Here is a 20,178-nt window from a genome sequence, read left to right on the forward strand (position 1 = left end):
TTCCTCACTTTACAACCTTCTCGATAAAATTCCGAATAGAAGACAAGCCATCTGGCGTTCCAATGCTCTCTGGATGGTACTGGAAACCATAAATCGGTAGGTTTTTATGTTGAATCCCCATAATGGCTTGGTCATCAGTCGAACGGGCTGTCACTTCAAAGTCTTCAGGCATTTTTTCAATCAAAATACTGTGATAACGCATGACTGGACGACCATCCTCAATGCCTTGATAGAGAACAGATGGCGCTTCAAAGTTGATATGGCTCTGTTTCCCATGCATGACTTTTGGAGCCAAACCTAGCTTGCCACCAAAGACTTCTGCGATGGCTTGATGACCCAAACAAATCCCTAGAATTGGCTTCTTGCCTGCAAAGTCACGAATCATGTCTTCCATCTTTCCGGCATCAACCGGCCAACCAGGACCGGGAGAAAAGACCAGACCATCTGCTTTTTCAGCTTCTTCATACAGCTTGGGATCATCATTTCTCAAGACCTGCACTTCTGCAAAATTCCCAATGTACTGCGCCAAGTTATAGGTAAAAGAATCATAGTTATCAATCAATAAAATCATGGTCTTAGTTCTCCAATTCTAGTCATAGATTTAGCCTTGTTAATGGTTTCTTGGTATTCGTTTTGGGCAATAGAGTCATAGACAATCCCTGCCCCAGCCTGAACATAGGCTGTTTGATTTTTGAGAATCATGGTTCGGATGGCGATAGCGAAATCCATATCACCCGTCGCAGACAAGTAGCCGATTGCTCCTGCGTATACGCCTCGTTTTTCCGCCTCCAGTTCATAGATACGTCTCATGGCCCGAATCTTTGGTGCTCCTGAAACTGTTCCAGCTGGAAGTGTAGCTTTCAAGGCATCCATGGCAGTGAGTTCGGGAATCAAACGCCCTTTCACCACACTGGTCAAATGCATGACATAGCGGAAAAGCTCCACTTCCATATACTTAGTGACTTGGACACTTGCCGTTTCAGAGATGCGGCCAATATCGTTACGCCCCAAGTCTACCAACATCCGATGTTCTGCTGTTTCCTTCTCATCAGAAAGCAGATCAGTTGCCAAAGCTTTGTCCTCTTCATCCGTAGACCCTCTTGGTCGCGTACCGGCAATCGGATTGGTTGTCACAATGCCATTTTTGACAGAAACCAAACTTTCAGGACTAGCACCGATGATTTGATAATCCCCAAAATCATAGAAATAGAGGTAATTAGATGGATTGGTCACGCGGAGATTTCTGTAGAAGTCAAATGGATTTCCAGTAACTTCTGCTGAAAAACGCTGGCTGAGCACGCATTGGAACATATCACCATTACGAATCAAGTCGCGAGCTGTTTCCACCATTTCCTCAAACTTCTGAGGAGCGATATGCGGTTTGAAGTTCAGCGGAGATAGATCCAAATCTTCAAATTCATTTGGAGCAGGAATGCGTAATTCCTCCAGCACTTGCTTCAAGGCTTCTTCCAAATCTTCTTGACTGCGATCACTATAGAGAGCATCCTCGATGACATGGATTTTTTCCTTCTTATGGTCAAAGACCATATAACTCTCATAGACAAAGAAATGCATATCTGGTGTCCCAATGGTATCTTCAGGGATTTGACCAATTTCTTCATAAAGAGAAATCATATCGTAACCAACAAAGCCAATGGCTCCCCCACCAAAAGGGAGATCTGAATGGTGCTGGCTCTTATGAGTCACTTCATAAAGGTAATCCAAGGGATCCCGATCAATCACTTGACCATTTTGATAAAGGACTCCATTTTCAAACTGAATCTCAAAAACTGGATTATAGGCTAGGATAGAAAAACGAGCGGTTTCCTTGTCTCTCGGAATACTCTCTAGGATAACCTTGTGTTGCCCTTTTAAGCGCATATAAGCCAAGATTGGTGATAAGACATCTCCATGAATGATTCGTTCCATTGTAATTTCCCTTTCAGTTTCTTATTTTTAATTTTTGGTCTTTTTTCTATTTCCCTTAAATAGTGCGGACGGGAGCAACTTTCTCCGAAATTTCATCCCTAATTTTCGAGACTTAGGTCTCAAAAATTCCGTTCTAGAGAAGCATCTTTGCTTCTCTAGAATACCACTATAGCGGGAAATAGCGGGTCAATGCTCACTTCGTTAGCAAATATTTTATAGAAATCTATCTAGTGATGAAGCATAATTTAAAACTGATAGCCATATCTACGATAAATATATAAAAATCCCCACGCAAAATAACTTGCGTGAGGACGAAATTCGCGGTGCCACCTCAATTATAGGATTTCTCCTATCTCTCATTCCTGTCTCAGAAACTTCCTGTAACAGGCTGTGCAATAAAGGGCACTCCCTTGAGAATTATGTTTTCTTCTCTCGTTTCAAATGGACCCAATCTTACAGTTTTCTCTGCTTGTTTTCAGCAACCACAAGCTCTCTGTGAGAGAAATCTCTGTATCTTTTCCATCTTTTATTTTTTAGCTTCAAGGTAGTCTGCAATGGCAGCTACATCCTTGTCTCCTCGACCAGAGACATTGATGATGATAATCTCATCTTTACTTAGTTTCGGTGCACGTTTAACTGCTTCTGCGATGGCATGCGAACTTTCAATCGCTGGGATAATCCCTTCTGTCTTACTAAGAAGGAGCAAGGCTTGAACAGCTTCTTCATCTGTCGCTGCCACGTATTCTACGCGGCCAGAATCTTTAAAGTAGGCGTGTTCTGGACCAACCCCTGGATAGTCCAAACCAGCTGAGATAGAGTAAACTGGCGCCAGCTCTCCATCTTCCTTAAAGACTGCATAGGTCTTCATTCCGTCAACAATTCCGACACTACCCTTTGTCATAGTGGCTGCATGCTTGTCTGTGTCAAGTCCGTGACCGGCAGCTTCGACCCCAACCAATTTGACTTCTTCATCAGCCACATACTGTGAAAAAGCTCCAATAGCATTGGAACCACCACCTACACAGGCAATGACGTAGTCTGGTAAACGGCCTTCTTTTTCTAAGATTTGACGGCGAGATTCTTCACTGATGACCTTTTGGAATTCATGAACGATTGTAGGATAAGGATGAGGCCCTACAGCAGATCCCAAAACGTAGAAGGCTTCAAGGTCATTCATCCATGCTCCAAAGGCTGCATCAACCGCATCCTTAAGAGTTCGTGTCCCCGTTTCAACTGCGTGAACAGTCGCTCCCATCATCTCCATACGGAAGACATTGAGTCGTTGACGCTCCACATCTTCTGCTCCCATGTAGACATCACAGGCCATACCAAACTTAGCTGCAGCCGCTGCTGTCGCAACACCGTGCTGACCAGCTCCTGTTTCTGCGATCACTCGTTTTTTACCCATACGTTTGGCAAGAAGAATTTGCCCTAAAACGTTGTTGAGCTTGTGAGAACCAAGATGGTTAAGGTCTTCACGTTTAAGATAAATCTTAGCTCCACCTAAGTGTTCTGTCAAACTTTCCGCAAAATAAAGCGGTGTTTCGCGACCTGAATAATCCTTCAAGTAATGGCGAAATTCTGCCAAAAATTCTGGATCATCCTTGTACTTGTCAAATGTCACTTCCAACTCATCCAACAAAGCCTGAATCGGCTCCGGTACAAAACTACCACCAAATTGTCCAAAATAACCTTTAGTTGTCATAAAATTTTCCTCTTTCAGTATTGATTTCAAGATATGAAAAAGCCCACACACAGATTGGATTCTGTGTGAGGGCGTTGGTAACGCGGTGCCACCTCAATTATAAAGGGACTATTCCCCTTTACATCTCTGCCTTGTCTAACAACAAGTTGCACTGTAAGGTGTGCGCACCGAATTTTCATTGTTTCAAATTCATTTTTAAAATCAGCCCACTTTTACTACTTCCAACCACCTGTTCACAATCACCACAGGCTCCCTGAAGATCAAAAATAGTTACTTTTCTGATTTGTTGAGAATATTATATGTTATTGTTCTATCTTTGTCAAGATTTTTTATGATTTTTTTCCAGAATCAAGGATTTCTTCGGAAATTCTCACCAAAGTCTGAACGATATAGTCTACTTCTTCATCGCTTAATTTAGTGTGAAGAGGGAGCGTAATTTCGTTTTCAAAGAAGGTATAGGCTCTTGGATAACCTGCCATATCAAAGCCAAGATTCTTATAGGCTGTCAAGAGAGGAAGCGGTTTGTAGTGTACATTACTTGCAATTCCTGCTTTGGCCAATTCTTGGATGATGAGATTGCGTTCTTCGAGACTCGCACCTTCAACATGAGTGATGTAGAGGTGACGACTTGACTCAACAGTTTCCGTTTCATGTGCCAATGGATGAATGCGAGAACCAGCAAAACCACGATCATAGCGGTCCACGATGTCCTTACGACGTTGTAGCAAAGCTGGGTAACGGTCCAATTGTACCAAACCAAGGGAAGCCATGATATCCGTCATGTTGCACTTGTAGGCTGGTGTAACGATATCGTATTCCCAAGAACCCAGTTGCATCTTGGCAAGAGCATCCTTAGTTTGACCATGAAGCGAAAGAATCTGGAATTCCTTGTACATCTCTTCGTCGTCAATCGCTGGATTGGCTTTCCAAGTGGCACTTCCACCTTCAGCAGTTGTAAAGTTCTTAACAGCATGGAAAGAGAAGGAAGTGAAGTCAGCGATAGAACCAGCTGGTTGCCCTTTGTAAGTGGATCCCAAAGCATGGGCACTATCAGAGACAATCACGATACGGTTAAAGGCCTTTTGCCACTTGCTAGCAGCTGTAAAGAGGTCACGTTTTTTCTCCACAACTTGGAACAAACGGTCATAGTCGCAAACAATCCCTGCAAGCTCTACTGGAATAATCACCTTAGTCTTTTCAGTGATAGCTTGCTCAAGCAGGTCATAGTCCATCTCAAACGTATCTGCTTGGATATCGACCATGACAGGGGTTGCTCCTACGTGAGTGATGACACTACATGAAGCTGTATAGGTCATAGCTGGAACGATGACTTCATCACCAGGTCCCACTTCAAGCACACGCAAAATCAACTCAAGAGCGGCTGTCGCAGAGTTGAGGCAGACAGTCTTAGGCGTCTGTGTGTATTGAGACAAGCGACGCTCCAGTTCTTTTGTCTTCGGACCTGTTGTGATCCAACCAGAACGAAGGGTATCTGCTACTTCAGCAATTTCAGCTTCGGTAATATCAGGTGGTGAAAATGGAATATTGTAATTTGGCATTGATTTGCTCCTTTTATCTGTACTCATTTTCTCATGACTACTTTATTTTAGTACCTCAAACACGGTTTGAAACATGATTTTGATGTCTCCAAGGAAACTAAACTCTCGGAGATAGGCGAGGTTATAGCGCATCTTTTCAGGTAGGACGTGTTCGACATAGGCCTGATCAACCGTTAGACCTTTCTCCGTCATTTGACTGATGATCGTATCCTCATCCTTGTAGTTGATGCTGGCTGGAGAGGTGATTCCTGCCGGCAAGAGCAAGGTCGCCATCATTTCAGGACTATACTGCTCTGTGTAACGTGGCACTTCAGGCCTTGTCCCAACAAAGGACATTTCGCCTTTAAGAACATTGACCAACTGAGGCAGTTCGTCCAAGCGCACACGGCGAATAAAATTTCCCACCTTGGTAATGCGACTATCGTTAGCAGAAGTCACCAGACTTCCTTTTTTATCCGCATCCGTTACCATAGTACGGAACTTCCAAATCTTGAACGGACGGTTATACTGGGTCACGCGCTCTTGCTTATAAATGACTGGTCCCTTGCTATCCAACTTGATCCAAATGCTCAAGATAAGAAAGACGGGAGAAGTCAAAAGTAGCAAAAACAGGGCCAGAACCCAATCCAGGCAACGCTTGAAAATCAGCGAACCCTTCCTTTTAGAGACAAGCTGGTAGTAAGACTCAACCTCGCTTGATTGCATTTCCACGGGCAAGGCTTCCCATTTCAGCATGCTGTTTCTCCTTTGTTTTTATTATACTATTTGTCAACATTTTTCATTATACCACAAAATGGAAAAGGCGGTGCAAGAAATCTGTGATTTAGAGGAATTCTTCTTTATGACATGGCACCTGCCTGCAAGCTATACATCTTGTGATAGGTTCCTTCCAAGGCCAAGAGTTCCTCATGGGTTCCACTCTCAATGATGCGCCCCTTGTCCAAAACGTAGATACAGTTGGCATCTTGAATAGTTGAAAGACGATGAGCGATGGCAATGGTTGTCCGCCCCTGTCTCATCTTAGCTAGGGAATCTTGAACCAAACTTTCTGTTTCAGAGTCAATATTGGCTGTCGCTTCATCCAAAATCAGGATTTTAGGCTGACTAGCAACTGTTCTGGCAAAGGCAAGAAGCTGGCGCTGTCCAGTAGAAAAACTCGAACCACGCTCGGAAACAGGAGCATCATAGCCCTGCGGAAGGTCTTGAATAAAGGAATCTGCATCGACAAAAGTAGCTGCAGCCTGGACCTCTTCATCACTAAGATCTTGGTACATGGCGATATTGGACTTGATAGTTCCATGATAGAGGAAGGGATCCTGCAGAACCAGACCGATGTTCTTTCTCAATTCTTGCTGGCTGTAGTTTCGGATATCCACATCATCCAAGAGAACTCGCCCTGACTGAAATTCATAAAAACGCATGAGGACATTGATAATAGATGATTTCCCCGAACCTGTATGCCCCACAAAGGCAATGGTTTCGCCCTTGTTAACAGAAAAAGAAATGTCATCCAGAATCTGGTGTTTGCCATCATATGAGAAACACACATGCTCAAACCGAATATTGCCTTCTGTAATCTTTGCTTGGCTATCCTTTTGAAGGGGTTCATAGGTCCTCTCATCAATCAAGGCAAAAACACGGCCTGCAGAAACCATAGAAGTTTGAAGGGTTGAAAAGTTTTGCGTCACCTCAATCAAGGGATCAAAGAGACGATTGATATACTGGATAAAGGCATACATGGTTCCGGCCGTTATTCCCAGATAAAGCCCACGGTAACCAAAGTAAGCCATCAAAACGGCGTAGCCTAGCAATTTCAGCAAACTCATGGCAGGTCTCAAAAAGAGGGCATCCAAGGCCACAGAACGGTTGGCATAGACCAAGTGTTCTTGGTTGATTTCATCAAACTCTGCCTGCAGACGCTTCTCTTGATTAAATGCCTGGATAATCCTGATTCCTTCGATACTTTCTGCTAGTTTGCTATTGATATCTGATAAGAGATTTCTAGTTTTCTCGATGATTTTGACTGACTTTTTCCGATAGAGATTGACCAAAAGGACAATCAAAGGAAGAAAGAGCAAGGCTAAAGCTGTCAAACGAAAATCCAGTACCAACATGGTATACAGAGTTGTCAGAAAGATGAAAACTGCTGAGATAAAACTGGATAAAATCCCTGAAAACATTTCGCTGATGGTCTCGGTGTCATTGGTCAAACGAGAGACGATAGAGCCAGCTGGTGTCTTGTCAAAATAGGACATGCCCAGTTTTTCCATATTGGCAAAAGCATCCCGACGAATGTCTCTGACAATACTGTAGGACACCCGTGCAAAGAGAAGATTGCCAACATACTGAACTAGAGTTTGTAGGATGTAAAGACCATAGTAGACTAGTAAAACGGTCACAGCAAGTTGGTTGAGATTGCTGAGATACTGGTCGATAAAGTGGGAAGCTACAAGGGGAATCACACTTTTAATGACCGTAGTCGCTAGGAGAAAGCTCAGAGCTAAAAAGGTCAGAAGACCATAGGGTTTGAGATAGGACAGTAGGCGCTTTAACACAGTCCACTGTTCTTGTTTATTCTGCATCTTCTTCTCCTTTCATTTCCAACTGCTGAGACTGGTAGGTTTGGGCATACCAGCCATCCAGGGCTAGCAGGTCTTCGTGTCTACCCCGTTCGATAATTTGACCATTTTGCAGAACCAAAATCAGATCTGCATGGACAACTGCACTGAGACGATGGGCAGTGATGATGGTTGTCTTGTCTTTACGCGTTTCCTTAAGATTGTCGACGATCGCATACTCCGTCTTGGCATCCACGGCGGACAAGGAATCATCTAAAATCAAGATATCAGGATCTAAAATCATAGCCCGACTCATGGCCAGACGCTGCTTTTGCCCACCAGAAAGACTGACTCCCTTTTCACCGATGAGGGTATCAAATCCTTGGGGCATGTCAACAATGTCTTGGTAAACCTGCGCAAGCTTCGTAGCTTCCTCGACTGCTGAGAGCGACAAATTAGGATTACCAAAACGGATATTGTCTAGGATAGAGGCCGCAAAGAGGAATTGATCCTGAGGGACATAGCCCATGAGACTGCGAAGGTCTGTCAGACGGTAGTCACGAATATCGTGACCGTTTAGGTAAATAGCTCCCTCATCCACATCGTACTCACGTAGGAGCAGTTTGATCAAGGACGTTTTCCCAGAGCCTGTCTGACCGACCAAGCCCAGAGTTTGCCCTTTTTCCAAACTAAAGTGAATATCCCTTAGTGTCTCCTCATCTTCAAAGGCAAAGCTGTCAATGGCGTACTCCAAGCGCCCATTTTCAATACCGTCCAGAGGAATCTCAGGGTCTTGTACAGGTGATTCCTGAGATAAAAGATCCTCAATTCGATGGTAAGAAACCTTCCCTCGCTGAGTGATATTAAAGAGGAAGCCAATGGCCATAAGAGGCCAGACCAGCATATCTAAGTAGCTGATAAAGGTAACCAGATTTCCAACCGTGATCTGCCCTTTCTGAACCATTAAAGAGCCGACCAAAAGGGTTAACACATAGGAGGAACCAACAAACAAGAGAACCATGGGGTCAAAGAGACTATCGTATTTCATGGTTTGCAGGTTCTTTTGGAAGGTCAATTCATTAACTTCCTGAAAAGACTCCAGCTCGTTCGCTTGATAACCGAAAGACTTGGTCACTTTGATACCTGATACGGACTCCTGTACCTTATTATTGAGTTCAGAAAAGGCTGCCTGTGACTCGCCAAAGGCCTTGTGGGTCTTTCTCCCTAGACGACTGGTCGCATAAGCCATAAAAGGCAGGGGAAGAATAGCAACCAAGGTCATCTGCCATGAAATGCTAAAAAGCATGGTCAGCAAAGTCACCAGTGCCGTGATAGAAGCATCCACCGCAGACATAACACCTCCACCTGCTAAACGGGTTAAGGCGTTGATATCATTGGTGGCATGTGCCATCAAGTCCCCCGTTCGATAGGTCTGATAAAAGGCTGGCGACATTTTTGTGAAATGCTCAAACAAGCGAGATCGCATAATCTGCCCCAGACGGTAGGAGGTGCCAAGGATATACATGCGCCAAACATAGCGTAGATAGTACATACCCAAAGCTGCAAGAAGCAGATAAAGGAGGTTCACAAGCAGTTCCTGCTGACTTAATTGTCCTACAGTGATGGCATCAATCACCCGTCCCATGACCATGGGGGGAATGAGATTGAGGACGGAAACCAAGACCAAGGCCACAATTCCGACTAAATAACGGCGCTTTTCCAACTTGAAAAACCACCAGAGTTTTTGAATAATGGACATAAAATCCCTTTCTGATTGCAAATGGAAACCTGAGGCCAAGACTCAATGAAAATCAAAGAGCAAACTAGGAAACTAGCCGCAGGCTGCTCAAAGCACTGCTTTGAGGTTGTAGATAGAACTGACGAAGTCAGTAACCTACATACGGCAAAGCGACGTTGACGCAGTTTGAATTTGATTTTTGAAGAGTACAAGACCCCAGGTTTTTCTTATTCATAAGTTACGACTGAGACGACACCCTTGTCATACTCAGCGATAAAGATATTGGCAACATTGTCATACCCTTGTTTGCTGAGGTTATCAAGCAGCCATTCTTCGCTCCGACCAATGGTCTCCAAAATTTCGACTTGGATCACACCGTCTGTGACAACAGGATACTTGGGATTCTCATCTCCCATTTGGACTACGATGAGTTGACCGTTTTGTTCCTGCATAGCGCGTTTGACTTGTTTCATTTGGAAAATTCCCTGGCTACGGAGCTTAAGTGCTACGTCCGCTGCTGATAAACCAACTGAACGGCAGGCTTCTGGATCAATCTTCCCATTTTTGATGAGCAGGGTTGGCTTCCCATCAATCAAACGTTTCACAAAGTGAACATTATTATTCAGCCATTTGAGAGTCAAGACCAGAATGGTCCACATGATCAAGATGACTGCATACTGAAGGATACTGATGGCGCTATTATAAATCACCCCACCGATGATCCCCCCGAGTACATAGTTCTGAATTTGATCTATTGCAGAGTTAGGCGCTAGGTTACCCTTTCCTGTCACATTGATTACAAAAACCAGAGAAAAGAGACCCAAGGCTAGTTTGATTAAAATTTCGATATAATTGAGTGTCATTTGTTCACCTCCACCAGTTCAATTGCATCTGTTTTATACAATTCGACTTTCTCTAGCAGGTACTTGTCTGGCTCACTTCCGTTCAAGGCACGGTAATAGCGATCTCCGACCTTGATAAGTGCGCCATCAGTGTCGGCAGAAGTATTGACATAAACCTCTGACTTGTCTACTCCCAATTCTTTGGAAACAAGCTCGATGAAATGAAGTGAAGCTTGAAATTTATTATTAGATACTTGGTTGTTTTGATAAGTCGTGATGCTGACCAAAAGGAGAGCTATTAAGGTCAAGGCTGAAATCATGACCAACTCACGAAACTTGGTCCCCTTTTTATCATGGTAAGCCTTGAAAGTTAAAAATCCTGTCACAGCTAATAGGACAATCCCTAAACCAAGCATGATGCCATTTTGCTGACCAATTTGGCTGAGGACATAGTCATAAGAATAGAATTTCATGTATTTTCACTCCCTTTCATAAAATCATTCTTCATTATAAACGAAAGAGGGTGATTTTTCAAACCATACGTTGGGGAAATGCGCCTTTTTTTGGTATAATATAGTCTGTAATCTGAATGAAAAAGGTAAGTTTATGAAACTCATATCATGGAATATTGATTCCCTCAATGCAGCCCTAACAAGCGACTCAGCTCGTGCAAAATTGTCCCAAGAAGTCCTACAAACCTTGGTAGCCGAAAATGCTGATATTATCGCTATCCAGGAAACCAAGCTTTCTGCCAAGGGCCCTACAAAGAAACACCTAGAAGTACTTGAAGAACTCTTCCCAGGTTATGAAAACACTTGGCGTTCCTCTCAAGAACCTGCTCGCAAAGGCTACGCTGGAACCATGTTCCTTTATAAGAAAGAACTCACACCAACGATTAGCTTCCCAGAAATCGGTGCTCCTTCTACCATGGACTTGGAAGGCCGCATCATCACCTTGGAATTTGATGCATTTTTCGTAACCCAAGTATACACACCAAACGCTGGTGATGGGCTCAAACGCTTGGAAGAGCGTCAAGTCTGGGATGTCAAATACGCTGAGTATTTGGCGCAACTAGACAAAGAAAAACCAGTCCTTGCGACCGGAGACTATAACGTAGCTCACAAGGAAATCGACCTTGCAAATCCTGCCAGCAATCGTCGTTCACCTGGATTTACCGACGAGGAACGTGCTGGATTTACCAACCTCTTGGCAACTGGGTTTACTGACACCTTCCGCCACATTCACGGCGATGTCCCAGAACGTTACACTTGGTGGGCGCAACGCAGCAAGACTTCTAAAATCAACAATACAGGCTGGAGAATCGACTACTGGCTCACTAGCAACCGCGTGTCTGACAAGGTGACTAAGTCTGACATGATTGACTCGGGTGCGCGTCAAGACCATACGCCGATTGTATTGGAAATTGAACTCTAAGGAGAAAGCTAATGGACTATCAAGCTGTCATTCCTGAATTTGTAGTATCTGACCTCGAAAAGTCACGCCACTTCTACTGCGACTTGCTGGGATTTTCTGTCGAATACGAGCGTCCAGAGGAGAAATTTCTCTTCCTCTCGCTTGATGACTGCCAACTTATGCTAGAAGAAGGCAGCAAAGAAGAATTAGCCCAACTAACCTATCCTTTCGGGCGCGGTGTCAATATTTCCTTTGGCATTGAAGATGTCCCTCAGCTCCACCAAAAACTGCTGGAAGCTGACTATCCTATTTATCGTCCTTTGACTAAGAGAACTTTTCGTGTTGGGGATCACTACATCTATCCTCACGAATTTGCAGTCTTGGATCCAGATGGCTATTTTTTAAGATTTAGCGAATAGAAGAATAAAAGGCTACAATACTTTCTAGCCTTACAGCCTTTTATTCGTTCGCTTTTATGATCTATTTGCTAACAAAATATTTGATTTATAAAGCTAATTGGTGTAAAATAAAAACATTGGCAGCAGCCTATTTAAAATTGAATATCATTTTACTTGTTTATGTCGTGAATTGGCACGACGTTTCTACAAGGTGCCGGAACACCTAACAATGAGTATGTCAGCTGAAGGCATGGTTTTGGCCATGCCTATTTTGGGGACTTACTTAGGGGATTAAGTAGGTCCTTTTTCTATTACTATAGTAGAAACTCTAGACAAACAAATGAAGTATCTTTTAGACTTTAGGAGGCCTTATGAAATTATTAGAAGAGCGCATCCTTCAGGATGGGCATATCTTGGGTGACAACATCCTCAAGGTAGATTCCTTTTTAACCCACCAAGTTGACTATCGTTTGATGCGGGAGATTGGTAAGGTTTTTGCGAAAAAATTTGCGTCTGCTGGAATTACCAAGGTTGTAACGATTGAAGCTTCAGGGATCACCCCAGCTGTTTTTACAGCTGAAGCCTTAGATGTTCCCATGATTTTCGCAAAGAAAGCTAAAAACATCACTATGAACGAAGGCATCTTAACTGCTGAGGTTTACTCCTTTACCAAGCAGGTAACGAGCACGGTTTCCATCGCTGGGAAATTCCTCTCACATGAGGACAAGGTCTTGATTATCGATGATTTCCTAGCCAATGGACAAGCTGCCAAAGGCTTGATCCAAATCATCGAACAGGCCGGAGCAAAAGTCGAAGCCATCGGTATTGTTATCGAAAAATCCTTCCAGAATGGTCGTGATTTGCTCGAGAAAGCTGGCTATCCAGTTCTATCACTCGCTCGTTTGGAACGTTTTGAAAATGGTCAGGTCGTATTTAAGGAGGCAGATCTCTAATGCAAAAACAAGAAAAACACTCGCAAGCAGCCGTTCTTGGCTTGCAGCACTTACTAGCCATGTACTCAGGTTCTATCCTGGTTCCCATCATGATTGCGACAGCTCTTGGCTATTCAGCTGAGCAGTTGACCTACCTGATCTCCACAGATATCTTCATGTGTGGGGTGGCCACCTTCCTTCAACTCCAACTCAACAAATACTTTGGGATTGGACTACCAGTCGTTCTCGGGGTTGCCTTCCAGTCGGTTGCTCCTTTGATTATGATTGGGCAAAGCCACGGTAGCGGTGCTATGTTTGGTGCCCTTATCGTTTCAGGGATTTATGTGGTTCTGATTTCAGGCATTTTCTCAAAAGTAGCCAATCTTTTCCCATCTATCGTAACGGGCTCTGTCATTACTACGATTGGTTTAACCTTAATTCCTGTCGCTATCGGAAATATGGGAAATAATGTCCCAGAGCCAACTGGTCAAAGCCTTTTGCTTGCAGCTATCACTGTTTTGATTATCCTCTTGATCAACATCTTTACCAAAGGATTTATCAAGTCGATTTCTATTTTGATTGGGTTGGTCGTTGGAACTGCCATTGCTGCTACCATGGGCTTGGTAGATTTCTCCCCTGTTGCGGCGGCTCCGCTTGTCCATGTTCCAACTCCCCTCTACTTTGGGGTGCCAACCTTTGAAATCTCATCCATCGTCATGATGTGTATCATTGCAACGGTGTCTATGGTTGAGTCAACTGGTGTTTACCTAGCCTTGTCTGATATCACGAAAGACCCAATCGACAGCACGCGCCTGCGTAACGGTTACCGTGCAGAAGGTTTAGCCGTACTTCTCGGAGGAATCTTTAACACCTTCCCTTACACAGGATTTTCACAAAACGTTGGTTTGGTTAAATTATCAGGTATCAAGACCCGTCTGCCAATCTACTACGCAGCTGGTTTCCTAGTCCTCCTTGGACTCCTTCCTAAGTTTGGTGCCCTCGCCCAAATCATTCCAAGCCCTGTCCTTGGAGGGGCCATGCTGGTGATGTTTGGTTTTGTTTCCCTTCAAGGGATGCAAATCCTCGCCCGCGTTGATTTTGCTAACAATGAGCACAACTTCCTTATCGCAGCTGTCTCAATCGCTGCAGGTGTCGGACTCAACAATAGCAATCTCTTTGTCAGCATGCCAACAGCCTTCCAAATGTTCTTCTCAAACGGAATCGTCGTAGCCAGCCTACTTGCCATTGTACTCAATGCCGTCCTAAACCGGAAAAAGAAATAAGAAAAAGAGGTGCGAGCCTCTTTTTTGTTTATCTATATCCTCACCTGTCTGTCTTCTGATCGCTGACCTGTGACAAACATGGTAAAGGTTGCCTTGCAGACATTTCTGCCTTCTTGATTGGTGATATCCACATCCACGACACAAGTTGTGCGACCTTGATGGACACATTCTCCTTTAATGGTCAGTACATCGTCAAGTTTTCCTGCCTTAAGGTAGTTGATAGAGGACTGAAGCGTCACTCCATCAAGCCCCAGCGAGATAACCACTAGACCACTAATCTGGTCACAAAGGGTGAAGAGATAGCCTCCATGGGCATTGCCATAGTAATTGAGCGACGAGTCCACTACTTTTGTCGTCACCACAACATGACCGTCTCTCATTTTTTCTATTTCGTAATTTTCAAAAGCAGATATAGCGTCAAAATGAAAATCTTTCATCGTTTCCTCCTGATAGTTCAAACGACACTATGATACTACTTTTTGTAGGACTGTGCAAGGAGAAAGCTCCTAGTCTGGTAAAATTCCTACCTGTTCTACAAAGCGCATAAAAGCTGCCTGTCCCTGCTCGGTCTGCTTGTAAACTCCAGCATCCTCCAGAACACGCACAAAGATAGCACCCACAGAGTCCTTGACGATTTCAAGGGCTTTTTCTTTATCCGCTAGGTCCGGATGTTGATCTTTGAGCTGGTCTGCCCATTCCTGATGATAAGAGACAACTGCTTCATTATCTCCTACAAGATAGCTAGCAACCTGCTCCACTTCTGCTTTCAAACGAGGTGGCAAGATAGCCAAGCCCATGACCTCAATCAAGCCGATATTTTCCTTCTTGATATGTTGAACATCCTTGTGGGGATGATAGATACCATCAGGATGCTCTGGCGATGTCTGATTGTCCCGCAAGACTAAGTCCAACTCAAACTGTCCATCACGCTTACGCGCAATCGGTGTGATAGTGTGATGCGGTATCCCGTCTGTCTCTGCTAAAATCTGCACTTCAGAATCTGAATACTGGCGCCATTCCTGCAAAATCTTATCCGCCAAGTTGATCAAATCCTCCTTGGAATCCGAAGACAAACGTAGCACTGACATAGGCCACTTGACAATCCCAGCCTTGACCTGCTCAAAACCAGCAAATCGGAAAGCCTTTTGCAAAGGAGCCAATTCCATAGGAAAGACATGACGCCCTCCCTGATAGTGGTCATGGGTTAAAATAGAACCACCGACGATTGGTAGGTCCGCATTAGAGCCTGCAAAATAGCCTGGAAACTGCTCTACGATAGCTAGCAGGCGCTCAAAGCTCTGCCGACTAATGGCCATGGGACGATGCTGACCATCTAAAAAAATACAGTGCTCATTAAAGTAAGCATAGGGCGAATACTGGAAACCCCACTCCCGACCCGCCATTTCAAAACGAATAATCCGGTGGTTGCTACGAGCTGGATGGTTAACCCGACCATGGTAGCCCTCATTCTCTAGACAGAGTTGACACTGGGGATAATTGCTAGCTTGCACCAACTTAGCTGCCGCAATCTCCTTAGGATCCTTTTCGGGCTTAGAGAGATTGATGGTGATCTCCAGTTCTCCGTAGTCAGACAGTACACGATAAGCAATATTTTTAGCAATGGCCTTAAGTTTGATGTAGTCATTTTTCTGGCTAAGTTGGTAGAAGTCCGCAATTGCCTGCTCAGAAGAGTGGGCGTAAGTTCCCCAAAAGTTACGATTAACCTGACTTGGACAAGGTGTCACCAAGTCCATCAGTTCAGCACCGAGGATTTCACGAGCAGTCTGACTATCCTCAATCATTTCTAATCGAACCGCTTCCTCAACCAACTGGTCTTTGAGGTCAATCACTTTATCCAGATCCGTCTCAATTTCCAAAACACCTTCGCCCACTCTCGCCAAAACACGATTGGTTAGGTAGATTCGATCCATTTCCTCAAATGAACTTTCAGCAATAACGTGTGTTACAAATTTATCTACTAAGGTCACGATAGAGCCTCCTTTTAACTAGTCAAGGACGCGAGTGCCACCTGCAACTTCAGCGATATAGAAACTTGGAGCGTATCCAACGACTTCCTCGTAGTGCTTGCCAACAGCTTCCTTAAAGGCCTCAACAACATCTTTTTGCACCAAGGCAATGGCACATCCACCAAAACCAGCCCCTGTCATACGAGCACCGAGAACACCTTCTTGAGCCCAAGCTGTATGAACAAGAGTATCCAATTCCAAGCCAGTTACTTCATAGTCATGTTCTAGAGAAACGTGAGAAGCATTCATCAAGCGACCAAATGTTTCCAAATCACCTGCTTGAAGGGCTGCTTGAGCTTTAAGGGTACGTTGGTTTTCAAGCACAGCATGGCGAGCTCGTTTCAAACGATTTTCGTCTTTAATCAGGTAGCTGTATTGATCAAAGGTCCACTCGTCTAGTTCACCCAAGGTCTGAATATCCAAGGCAACTTGCAATTCTTCCACAGCTTTTTCACACTCAGCACGGCGTTCGTTGTATTTAGAGTCCGCCAGCTCACGGCGTTTATTGGTGTTCATAATGACAACGACATTGTCTTTTAAATCAAGTGGCACCAAGTCGTATTCTAGAGTGTTGGTATCTAGGTAAATAGCACGTTGGTCAGCCCCCATACCGATAGCAAACTGGTCCATGATACCAGAGTTGACTCCGATAAAGTTATTTTCCGTTTGTTTTCCAATTTTTACCAAATCCAAACGGTCTAGTTTTAAATCAAAGAGATGCTCTGCCACAACCCCTGTCAAGAGTTCCAAGGATGCTGATGAAGACAAGCCAGCACCATTTGGGATATTACCAAAGACATAAAAATCAAAACCTTTGTCAATGACATGTCCAGCTTCTTGCAAGAAATGAAGGACACCTTTTGGATAATTGGTCCAGTTATGCTCTTTTTCAAATTTGAGGTCAGCAAGAGGCACTTCGATGATACCCTTGTCCTCAAAGTTGGCTGAGTAGAAACGCAAGACTTGGTCGTCACGCTTGCGAGCCGCTCCATAGGTTCCTAAAGAAATAGCAACAGGAAAGACGTGACCGCCATTGTAGTCCGTGTGTTCACCAATCAGATTGATACGACCTGGTGAAAAGAAAGTTTGGTCTGCTTCTTGACCAAAAACGGCAAGAAAGTCTTTGCGAAGGGCTTCAGCAGTAAGATGTTGTGTCATATGAATTCTCCTTTGACTGTCCGTTAAGTCACCTTAACGTGTAATCGTTTTCTTCTATTGTATCCAAGGCTTTTACCAAGGTCAATCCTTTTTACTAAAGTTTTACTAAACTATCGGTAAAAAGAAGAAAAATATGATATACTAACTTAAAAAGGAGGAGGATTTATGGCTACCTTAAAAGACATTGCACAGCTAGCCTCTGTCTCTATCGCGACCGTATCTCGTGTCCTCAATCGCGACCAGAGTCTATCTGTTACAGAAGAAACCAGACACCGTATATTAACCGTTGCTGAAGAGCTGGGCTATACTAAGCACCTCAAGACAGGCGAATCCCACAAGCCCAAGCAAAAGATTGCCATTATCCAATGGGTCAGCGAACAAGGGGAGCTGGACGACCTCTACTACTACCAGATTCGCCTAGGCATCGAAAAAAGAGCACAAGAGTTGGACTATGATATCTTGCGCTATTTTAATGACCCTCCTTTTACCCTCAGCGAGGAAGTGATTGGGATTCTCTGCATCGGAAAATTTAGCCGTGCACAGATTTCTGCCTTTGAAGAATACCAAAAGCCTCTTGTATTTTTAGACAGCGATACCCTCTCGCTAGGACATACCTGTATTATCACTGACTTTTACACTGCTGTGAAACAAGTTGTAGACCATTTCCTCAGCCAAGGTATGAACCGTATCGGAATTCTCACAGGCCTTGAGGAAACAACCGACCAGGAAGAAATTATCCAGGATAAGCGGCTAGAGAATTTCAAAGACATTACCCAAGCAAATGGAATCTACCATGAAGAACTGGTCTTTCAGGGGAGCTTTACTGCCCAGTCTGGCTATGACTTGATGAAGGAGGCCATTCACAAGTTGGGTGATAAACTCCCTCCAGCATTTTTCGCAGCCAGCGATAGTTTAGCCATCGGCGCCCTCCGTGCTCTCCAAGAAGCTGGAATCAGCCTACCAGACCGCGTCAGCCTCATTTCTTTTAACGACACTAGCCTGACCAAGCAGGTCTATCCTCCTCTTTCAAGCATCACTGTCTATACCGAGGAAATGGGTCGAGCAGGTATGGATATTCTTAACAAGGAAGTTCTCCACGGTCGGAAAATCCCTAGCCTGACCATGCTGGGCACCAGACTGACTTTGAGAGAAAGTACGCTCCCATAACTCAACAAATATACCAACGCAAAAAATCCTAATAGAAATTCTCAAATCTCCATTAGGATTTTCTTTGTTAATCCACCACAATCATAGACTTAATGGTCTTGCGTTCATCCATATCTTTATAAGCCTGGTCAATCTCTTCTAATCTATAGCTTGAAGTGAAGACGCGACCTGGATTGATATCGCCATCAAGAACCGCTTTTAACAAAACTTGTTTGTCGTAAGTGGTAACTGAGGCTGCTCCACCTGCCACTGAAATATTTTGGGCAAAGGTTGAACCAAGGGCACGGTTATTATAATGTGGAACACCGACAAATCCCATGCGTCCTCCATTATGAAGGACTCCAAGGGCCTGCTCAACGGCTGCTTCAGTCCCAACACATTCAAGGGCTGCATCTGCCCCGCCACCTAGAATTTCTCGCACCTTGGCAATGCCTTCTTCACCGCGTTCAGCTACAACAGCTGTCGCACCTGACTCCAAGGCCATCTTTTGGCGGTCTTCGTGACGGCTCATCAGGATAATTTGCGACGCACCACGCATTTTAGCGGCGATAACAGCACATTGCCCAACAGCACCGTCACCGATAACGACAACCTTATCCCCTTTTTGAACATTAGCAACACGCGCTGCATGGTAACCGGTCGGCATGACATCCGCAAGTGTCAATAGGGACTTTAGCATACCTTCGCTATAATCTGAAGGTTGTCCAGGGATTTTAATCAGCGCCCAGTTGGCATAGTGGAAACGGATATACTCAGCCTGGACACCCCCTGACCAGTTGGTGCCAATATGGCGGTCACAAGTCCCATCATAGCCAGCGCGACAAGCATCACACTCCCCACAGCCATGGGTGAAAGGTGCAATGACAAAATCTCCCGGTTTGACCGTTGTAATAGCCTCTCCGACTTCTTCGACAATCCCGATCGCCTCATGACCACTATTTCCATGCCCTTCTTCGATTTCGGGATTACGGTAACTCCAGAGGTCCGAACCACAAACGCAAGTACGGACAATGCGGATAATAGCATCATCTGCTTCTATAATTTGCGGACGTTCAATGGTAGCAAGCCCAACCTGGCCTGCCTTTGTATATACTGCTGATTTCATTTAAAATTTTCCTTCCTTGTAAAGTTTAATTTTGAGGTTTAAGCGATTTAAAGCCGTCTGTAACTGAGACAAGCGCTCCTCTAATTTTTTCTTTTCGTCTTCTAAAATACCAAGCCTTTCCTCTCTCGTTTCATCCCCCTTTTGGTAGAGCAACATATAGTCAACTAAACTGTCTACTGAGACACCCGCCGAACGGAAACACTTAATAAATTCCAGCGCTTCTATATCCTGATCTTGAAAGTCACGAATTCCAGTCGCGGTTCGAGTAATCGGTGGCACAAGACCAACCCGCTCATAATACCGAATCGTATCCGCTGAAATTCCCAATAAGTCGCTGGCAGATTTAATATTCATATACTAGCCT

The 20,178-nt window shown here is 44.3% G+C and carries 19 protein-coding genes, 1 riboswitch and 1 other annotated feature; of the genes, 5 read left to right on the plus strand and 14 right to left on the minus strand.

Annotated elements, in window-relative coordinates:
* Nucleotides 1-4: 4 nt before the first annotated feature.
* From TZ92_RS09080 to TZ92_RS09130, 9 genes are all read right to left on the minus strand, one after another.
* On the minus strand, nt 5-571 hold the full coding sequence (locus TZ92_RS09080; protein ID WP_033630130.1) for an aminodeoxychorismate/anthranilate synthase component II: 567 nt from the start codon (nt 569-571) through the stop codon (nt 5-7).
* Nucleotides 568-1,929: an anthranilate synthase component I gene (gene trpE, locus TZ92_RS09085; RefSeq protein WP_033630131.1), complete on the minus strand. Its 1,362-nt coding sequence runs from the start codon at nt 1,927-1,929 to the stop codon at nt 568-570. The genes TZ92_RS09080 and trpE overlap by 4 nt, the downstream gene beginning before the upstream one ends.
* A 304-nt stretch (nt 1,930-2,233) precedes the next feature.
* Nucleotides 2,234-2,464, minus strand: a binding site (T-box leader).
* Nucleotides 2,456-3,634 (minus strand): tryptophan synthase subunit beta, encoded by a 1,179-nt coding sequence (gene trpB, locus TZ92_RS09095; protein WP_000208449.1) that lies wholly within the window; start codon nt 3,632-3,634, stop codon nt 2,456-2,458. (Overlaps the previous feature by 9 nt.)
* Before the next feature lie 329 nt (nt 3,635-3,963).
* Nucleotides 3,964-5,193, minus strand: coding sequence for a DegT/DnrJ/EryC1/StrS family aminotransferase (locus TZ92_RS09100; protein WP_033630132.1), 1,230 nt, complete (start codon nt 5,191-5,193; stop codon nt 3,964-3,966).
* Nucleotides 5,194-5,235: 42 nt separating this feature from the next.
* The gene (locus tag TZ92_RS09105; RefSeq protein WP_033630133.1) at nt 5,236-5,928 is read right to left on the minus strand and encodes a sugar transferase; all 693 of its coding nucleotides are present in this window, start codon (nt 5,926-5,928) and stop codon (nt 5,236-5,238) included.
* 104 nt (nt 5,929-6,032) lie between these two features.
* Nucleotides 6,033-7,775 (minus strand): ABC transporter ATP-binding protein, encoded by a 1,743-nt coding sequence (locus TZ92_RS09110; RefSeq protein ID WP_033630134.1) that lies wholly within the window; start codon nt 7,773-7,775, stop codon nt 6,033-6,035.
* The gene (locus TZ92_RS09115; RefSeq protein WP_033630135.1) at nt 7,765-9,510 is read right to left on the minus strand and encodes an ABC transporter ATP-binding protein; all 1,746 of its coding nucleotides are present in this window, start codon (nt 9,508-9,510) and stop codon (nt 7,765-7,767) included. Before TZ92_RS09115 ends, TZ92_RS09110 begins: the two co-directional genes overlap by 11 nt.
* 206 nt (nt 9,511-9,716) lie before the next feature.
* Nucleotides 9,717-10,352: a DUF421 domain-containing protein gene (locus TZ92_RS09125; RefSeq protein WP_000174434.1), complete on the minus strand. Its 636-nt coding sequence runs from the start codon at nt 10,350-10,352 to the stop codon at nt 9,717-9,719.
* Nucleotides 10,349-10,804: a DUF3290 family protein gene (locus TZ92_RS09130; protein ID WP_033630137.1), complete on the minus strand. Its 456-nt coding sequence runs from the start codon at nt 10,802-10,804 to the stop codon at nt 10,349-10,351. The genes TZ92_RS09125 and TZ92_RS09130 overlap by 4 nt, the downstream gene beginning before the upstream one ends.
* A 133-nt stretch (nt 10,805-10,937) precedes the next feature.
* Here TZ92_RS09130 and TZ92_RS09135 point away from each other — a divergent pair, with 133 nt between their 5' ends.
* From TZ92_RS09135 to TZ92_RS09150, 4 genes are all read left to right on the plus strand, one after another.
* Complete coding sequence (locus TZ92_RS09135) at nt 10,938-11,765, plus strand: exodeoxyribonuclease III (protein ID WP_033630138.1); 828 nt, start codon at nt 10,938-10,940, stop codon at nt 11,763-11,765.
* Nucleotides 11,766-11,776: 11 nt separating this feature from the next.
* The gene (locus TZ92_RS09140) at nt 11,777-12,163 is read left to right on the plus strand and encodes a bleomycin resistance protein (RefSeq protein WP_033630139.1); all 387 of its coding nucleotides are present in this window, start codon (nt 11,777-11,779) and stop codon (nt 12,161-12,163) included.
* 133 nt (nt 12,164-12,296) lie between these two features.
* Nucleotides 12,297-12,392: riboswitch (purine riboswitch) on the plus strand.
* Nucleotides 12,393-12,513: 121 nt separating this feature from the next.
* Nucleotides 12,514-13,095 carry a xanthine phosphoribosyltransferase gene (locus TZ92_RS09145; protein ID WP_033630140.1) on the plus strand — a complete coding sequence of 194 codons (582 nt, stop codon included), beginning with the start codon at nt 12,514-12,516 and terminating at the stop codon, nt 13,093-13,095.
* Nucleotides 13,095-14,357 carry a nucleobase:cation symporter-2 family protein gene (locus TZ92_RS09150; RefSeq protein WP_001171653.1) on the plus strand — a complete coding sequence of 421 codons (1,263 nt, stop codon included), beginning with the start codon at nt 13,095-13,097 and terminating at the stop codon, nt 14,355-14,357. The genes TZ92_RS09145 and TZ92_RS09150 overlap by 1 nt, the downstream gene beginning before the upstream one ends.
* A 32-nt stretch (nt 14,358-14,389) precedes the next feature.
* Here TZ92_RS09150 and TZ92_RS09155 read toward each other — a convergent pair whose 3' ends face one another.
* From TZ92_RS09155 to TZ92_RS09165, 3 genes are all read right to left on the minus strand, one after another.
* Complete coding sequence (locus TZ92_RS09155; protein ID WP_000651198.1) at nt 14,390-14,794, minus strand: PaaI family thioesterase; 405 nt, start codon at nt 14,792-14,794, stop codon at nt 14,390-14,392.
* Nucleotides 14,795-14,863: 69 nt separating this feature from the next.
* Entirely contained in the window at nt 14,864-16,345 is a 1,482-nt protein-coding gene (locus TZ92_RS09160) for a UDP-glucose--hexose-1-phosphate uridylyltransferase (protein ID WP_033630141.1), read from the minus strand.
* Nucleotides 16,346-16,363: 18 nt separating this feature from the next.
* The gene (locus tag TZ92_RS09165; protein WP_033630142.1) at nt 16,364-17,542 is read right to left on the minus strand and encodes a galactokinase; all 1,179 of its coding nucleotides are present in this window, start codon (nt 17,540-17,542) and stop codon (nt 16,364-16,366) included.
* Between the two features lie 165 nt (nt 17,543-17,707).
* Between TZ92_RS09165 and galR the strand changes: the two genes are divergently transcribed.
* Complete coding sequence (gene galR, locus TZ92_RS09170; protein ID WP_033630143.1) at nt 17,708-18,709, plus strand: DNA-binding transcriptional regulator GalR; 1,002 nt, start codon at nt 17,708-17,710, stop codon at nt 18,707-18,709.
* A gap of 67 nt (nt 18,710-18,776) precedes the next feature.
* On the opposite strand, the gene TZ92_RS09175 is transcribed toward galR, so the two are convergent.
* Complete coding sequence (locus tag TZ92_RS09175) at nt 18,777-19,814, minus strand: zinc-binding dehydrogenase (protein WP_033630144.1); 1,038 nt, start codon at nt 19,812-19,814, stop codon at nt 18,777-18,779.
* Nucleotides 19,815-20,168 (minus strand): stress response transcriptional regulator NmlR, encoded by a 354-nt coding sequence (nmlR, locus tag TZ92_RS09180; protein ID WP_033630145.1) that lies wholly within the window; start codon nt 20,166-20,168, stop codon nt 19,815-19,817.
* Nucleotides 20,169-20,178 lie beyond the last annotated feature (10 nt).

Source organism: Streptococcus oralis subsp. oralis (assembly GCF_000960035.1).
Taxonomy (GTDB): domain Bacteria; phylum Bacillota; class Bacilli; order Lactobacillales; family Streptococcaceae; genus Streptococcus; species Streptococcus oralis_G.

Coding starts and splice junctions, on each gene's coding strand:
- TZ92_RS09135 (WP_033630138.1), top strand. CDS start 10,938: ATGAAACTCATATCATGGAATATTGATTCCCTCAATGCAGCCCTAACA.
- TZ92_RS09140 (WP_033630139.1), top strand. CDS start 11,777: ATGGACTATCAAGCTGTCATTCCTGAATTTGTAGTATCTGACCTCGAA.
- TZ92_RS09165 (WP_033630142.1), bottom strand. CDS start 17,542: ATGACACAACATCTTACTGCTGAAGCCCTTCGCAAAGACTTTCTTGCC.
- TZ92_RS09105 (WP_033630133.1), bottom strand. CDS start 5,928: ATGCTGAAATGGGAAGCCTTGCCCGTGGAAATGCAATCAAGCGAGGTT.
- TZ92_RS09115 (WP_033630135.1), bottom strand. CDS start 9,510: ATGTCCATTATTCAAAAACTCTGGTGGTTTTTCAAGTTGGAAAAGCGC.
- TZ92_RS09100 (WP_033630132.1), bottom strand. CDS start 5,193: ATGCCAAATTACAATATTCCATTTTCACCACCTGATATTACCGAAGCT.
- TZ92_RS09110 (WP_033630134.1), bottom strand. CDS start 7,775: ATGCAGAATAAACAAGAACAGTGGACTGTGTTAAAGCGCCTACTGTCC.
- TZ92_RS09150 (WP_001171653.1), top strand. CDS start 13,095: ATGCAAAAACAAGAAAAACACTCGCAAGCAGCCGTTCTTGGCTTGCAG.
- TZ92_RS09130 (WP_033630137.1), bottom strand. CDS start 10,804: ATGAAATTCTATTCTTATGACTATGTCCTCAGCCAAATTGGTCAGCAA.
- TZ92_RS09155 (WP_000651198.1), bottom strand. CDS start 14,794: ATGAAAGATTTTCATTTTGACGCTATATCTGCTTTTGAAAATTACGAA.
- trpE (WP_033630131.1), bottom strand. CDS start 1,929: ATGGAACGAATCATTCATGGAGATGTCTTATCACCAATCTTGGCTTAT.
- TZ92_RS09145 (WP_033630140.1), top strand. CDS start 12,514: ATGAAATTATTAGAAGAGCGCATCCTTCAGGATGGGCATATCTTGGGT.
- TZ92_RS09175 (WP_033630144.1), bottom strand. CDS start 19,814: ATGAAATCAGCAGTATATACAAAGGCAGGCCAGGTTGGGCTTGCTACC.
- trpB (WP_000208449.1), bottom strand. CDS start 3,634: ATGACAACTAAAGGTTATTTTGGACAATTTGGTGGTAGTTTTGTACCG.
- TZ92_RS09080 (WP_033630130.1), bottom strand. CDS start 571: ATGATTTTATTGATTGATAACTATGATTCTTTTACCTATAACTTGGCG.
- TZ92_RS09125 (WP_000174434.1), bottom strand. CDS start 10,352: ATGACACTCAATTATATCGAAATTTTAATCAAACTAGCCTTGGGTCTC.
- galR (WP_033630143.1), top strand. CDS start 17,708: ATGGCTACCTTAAAAGACATTGCACAGCTAGCCTCTGTCTCTATCGCG.
- nmlR (WP_033630145.1), bottom strand. CDS start 20,168: ATGAATATTAAATCTGCCAGCGACTTATTGGGAATTTCAGCGGATACG.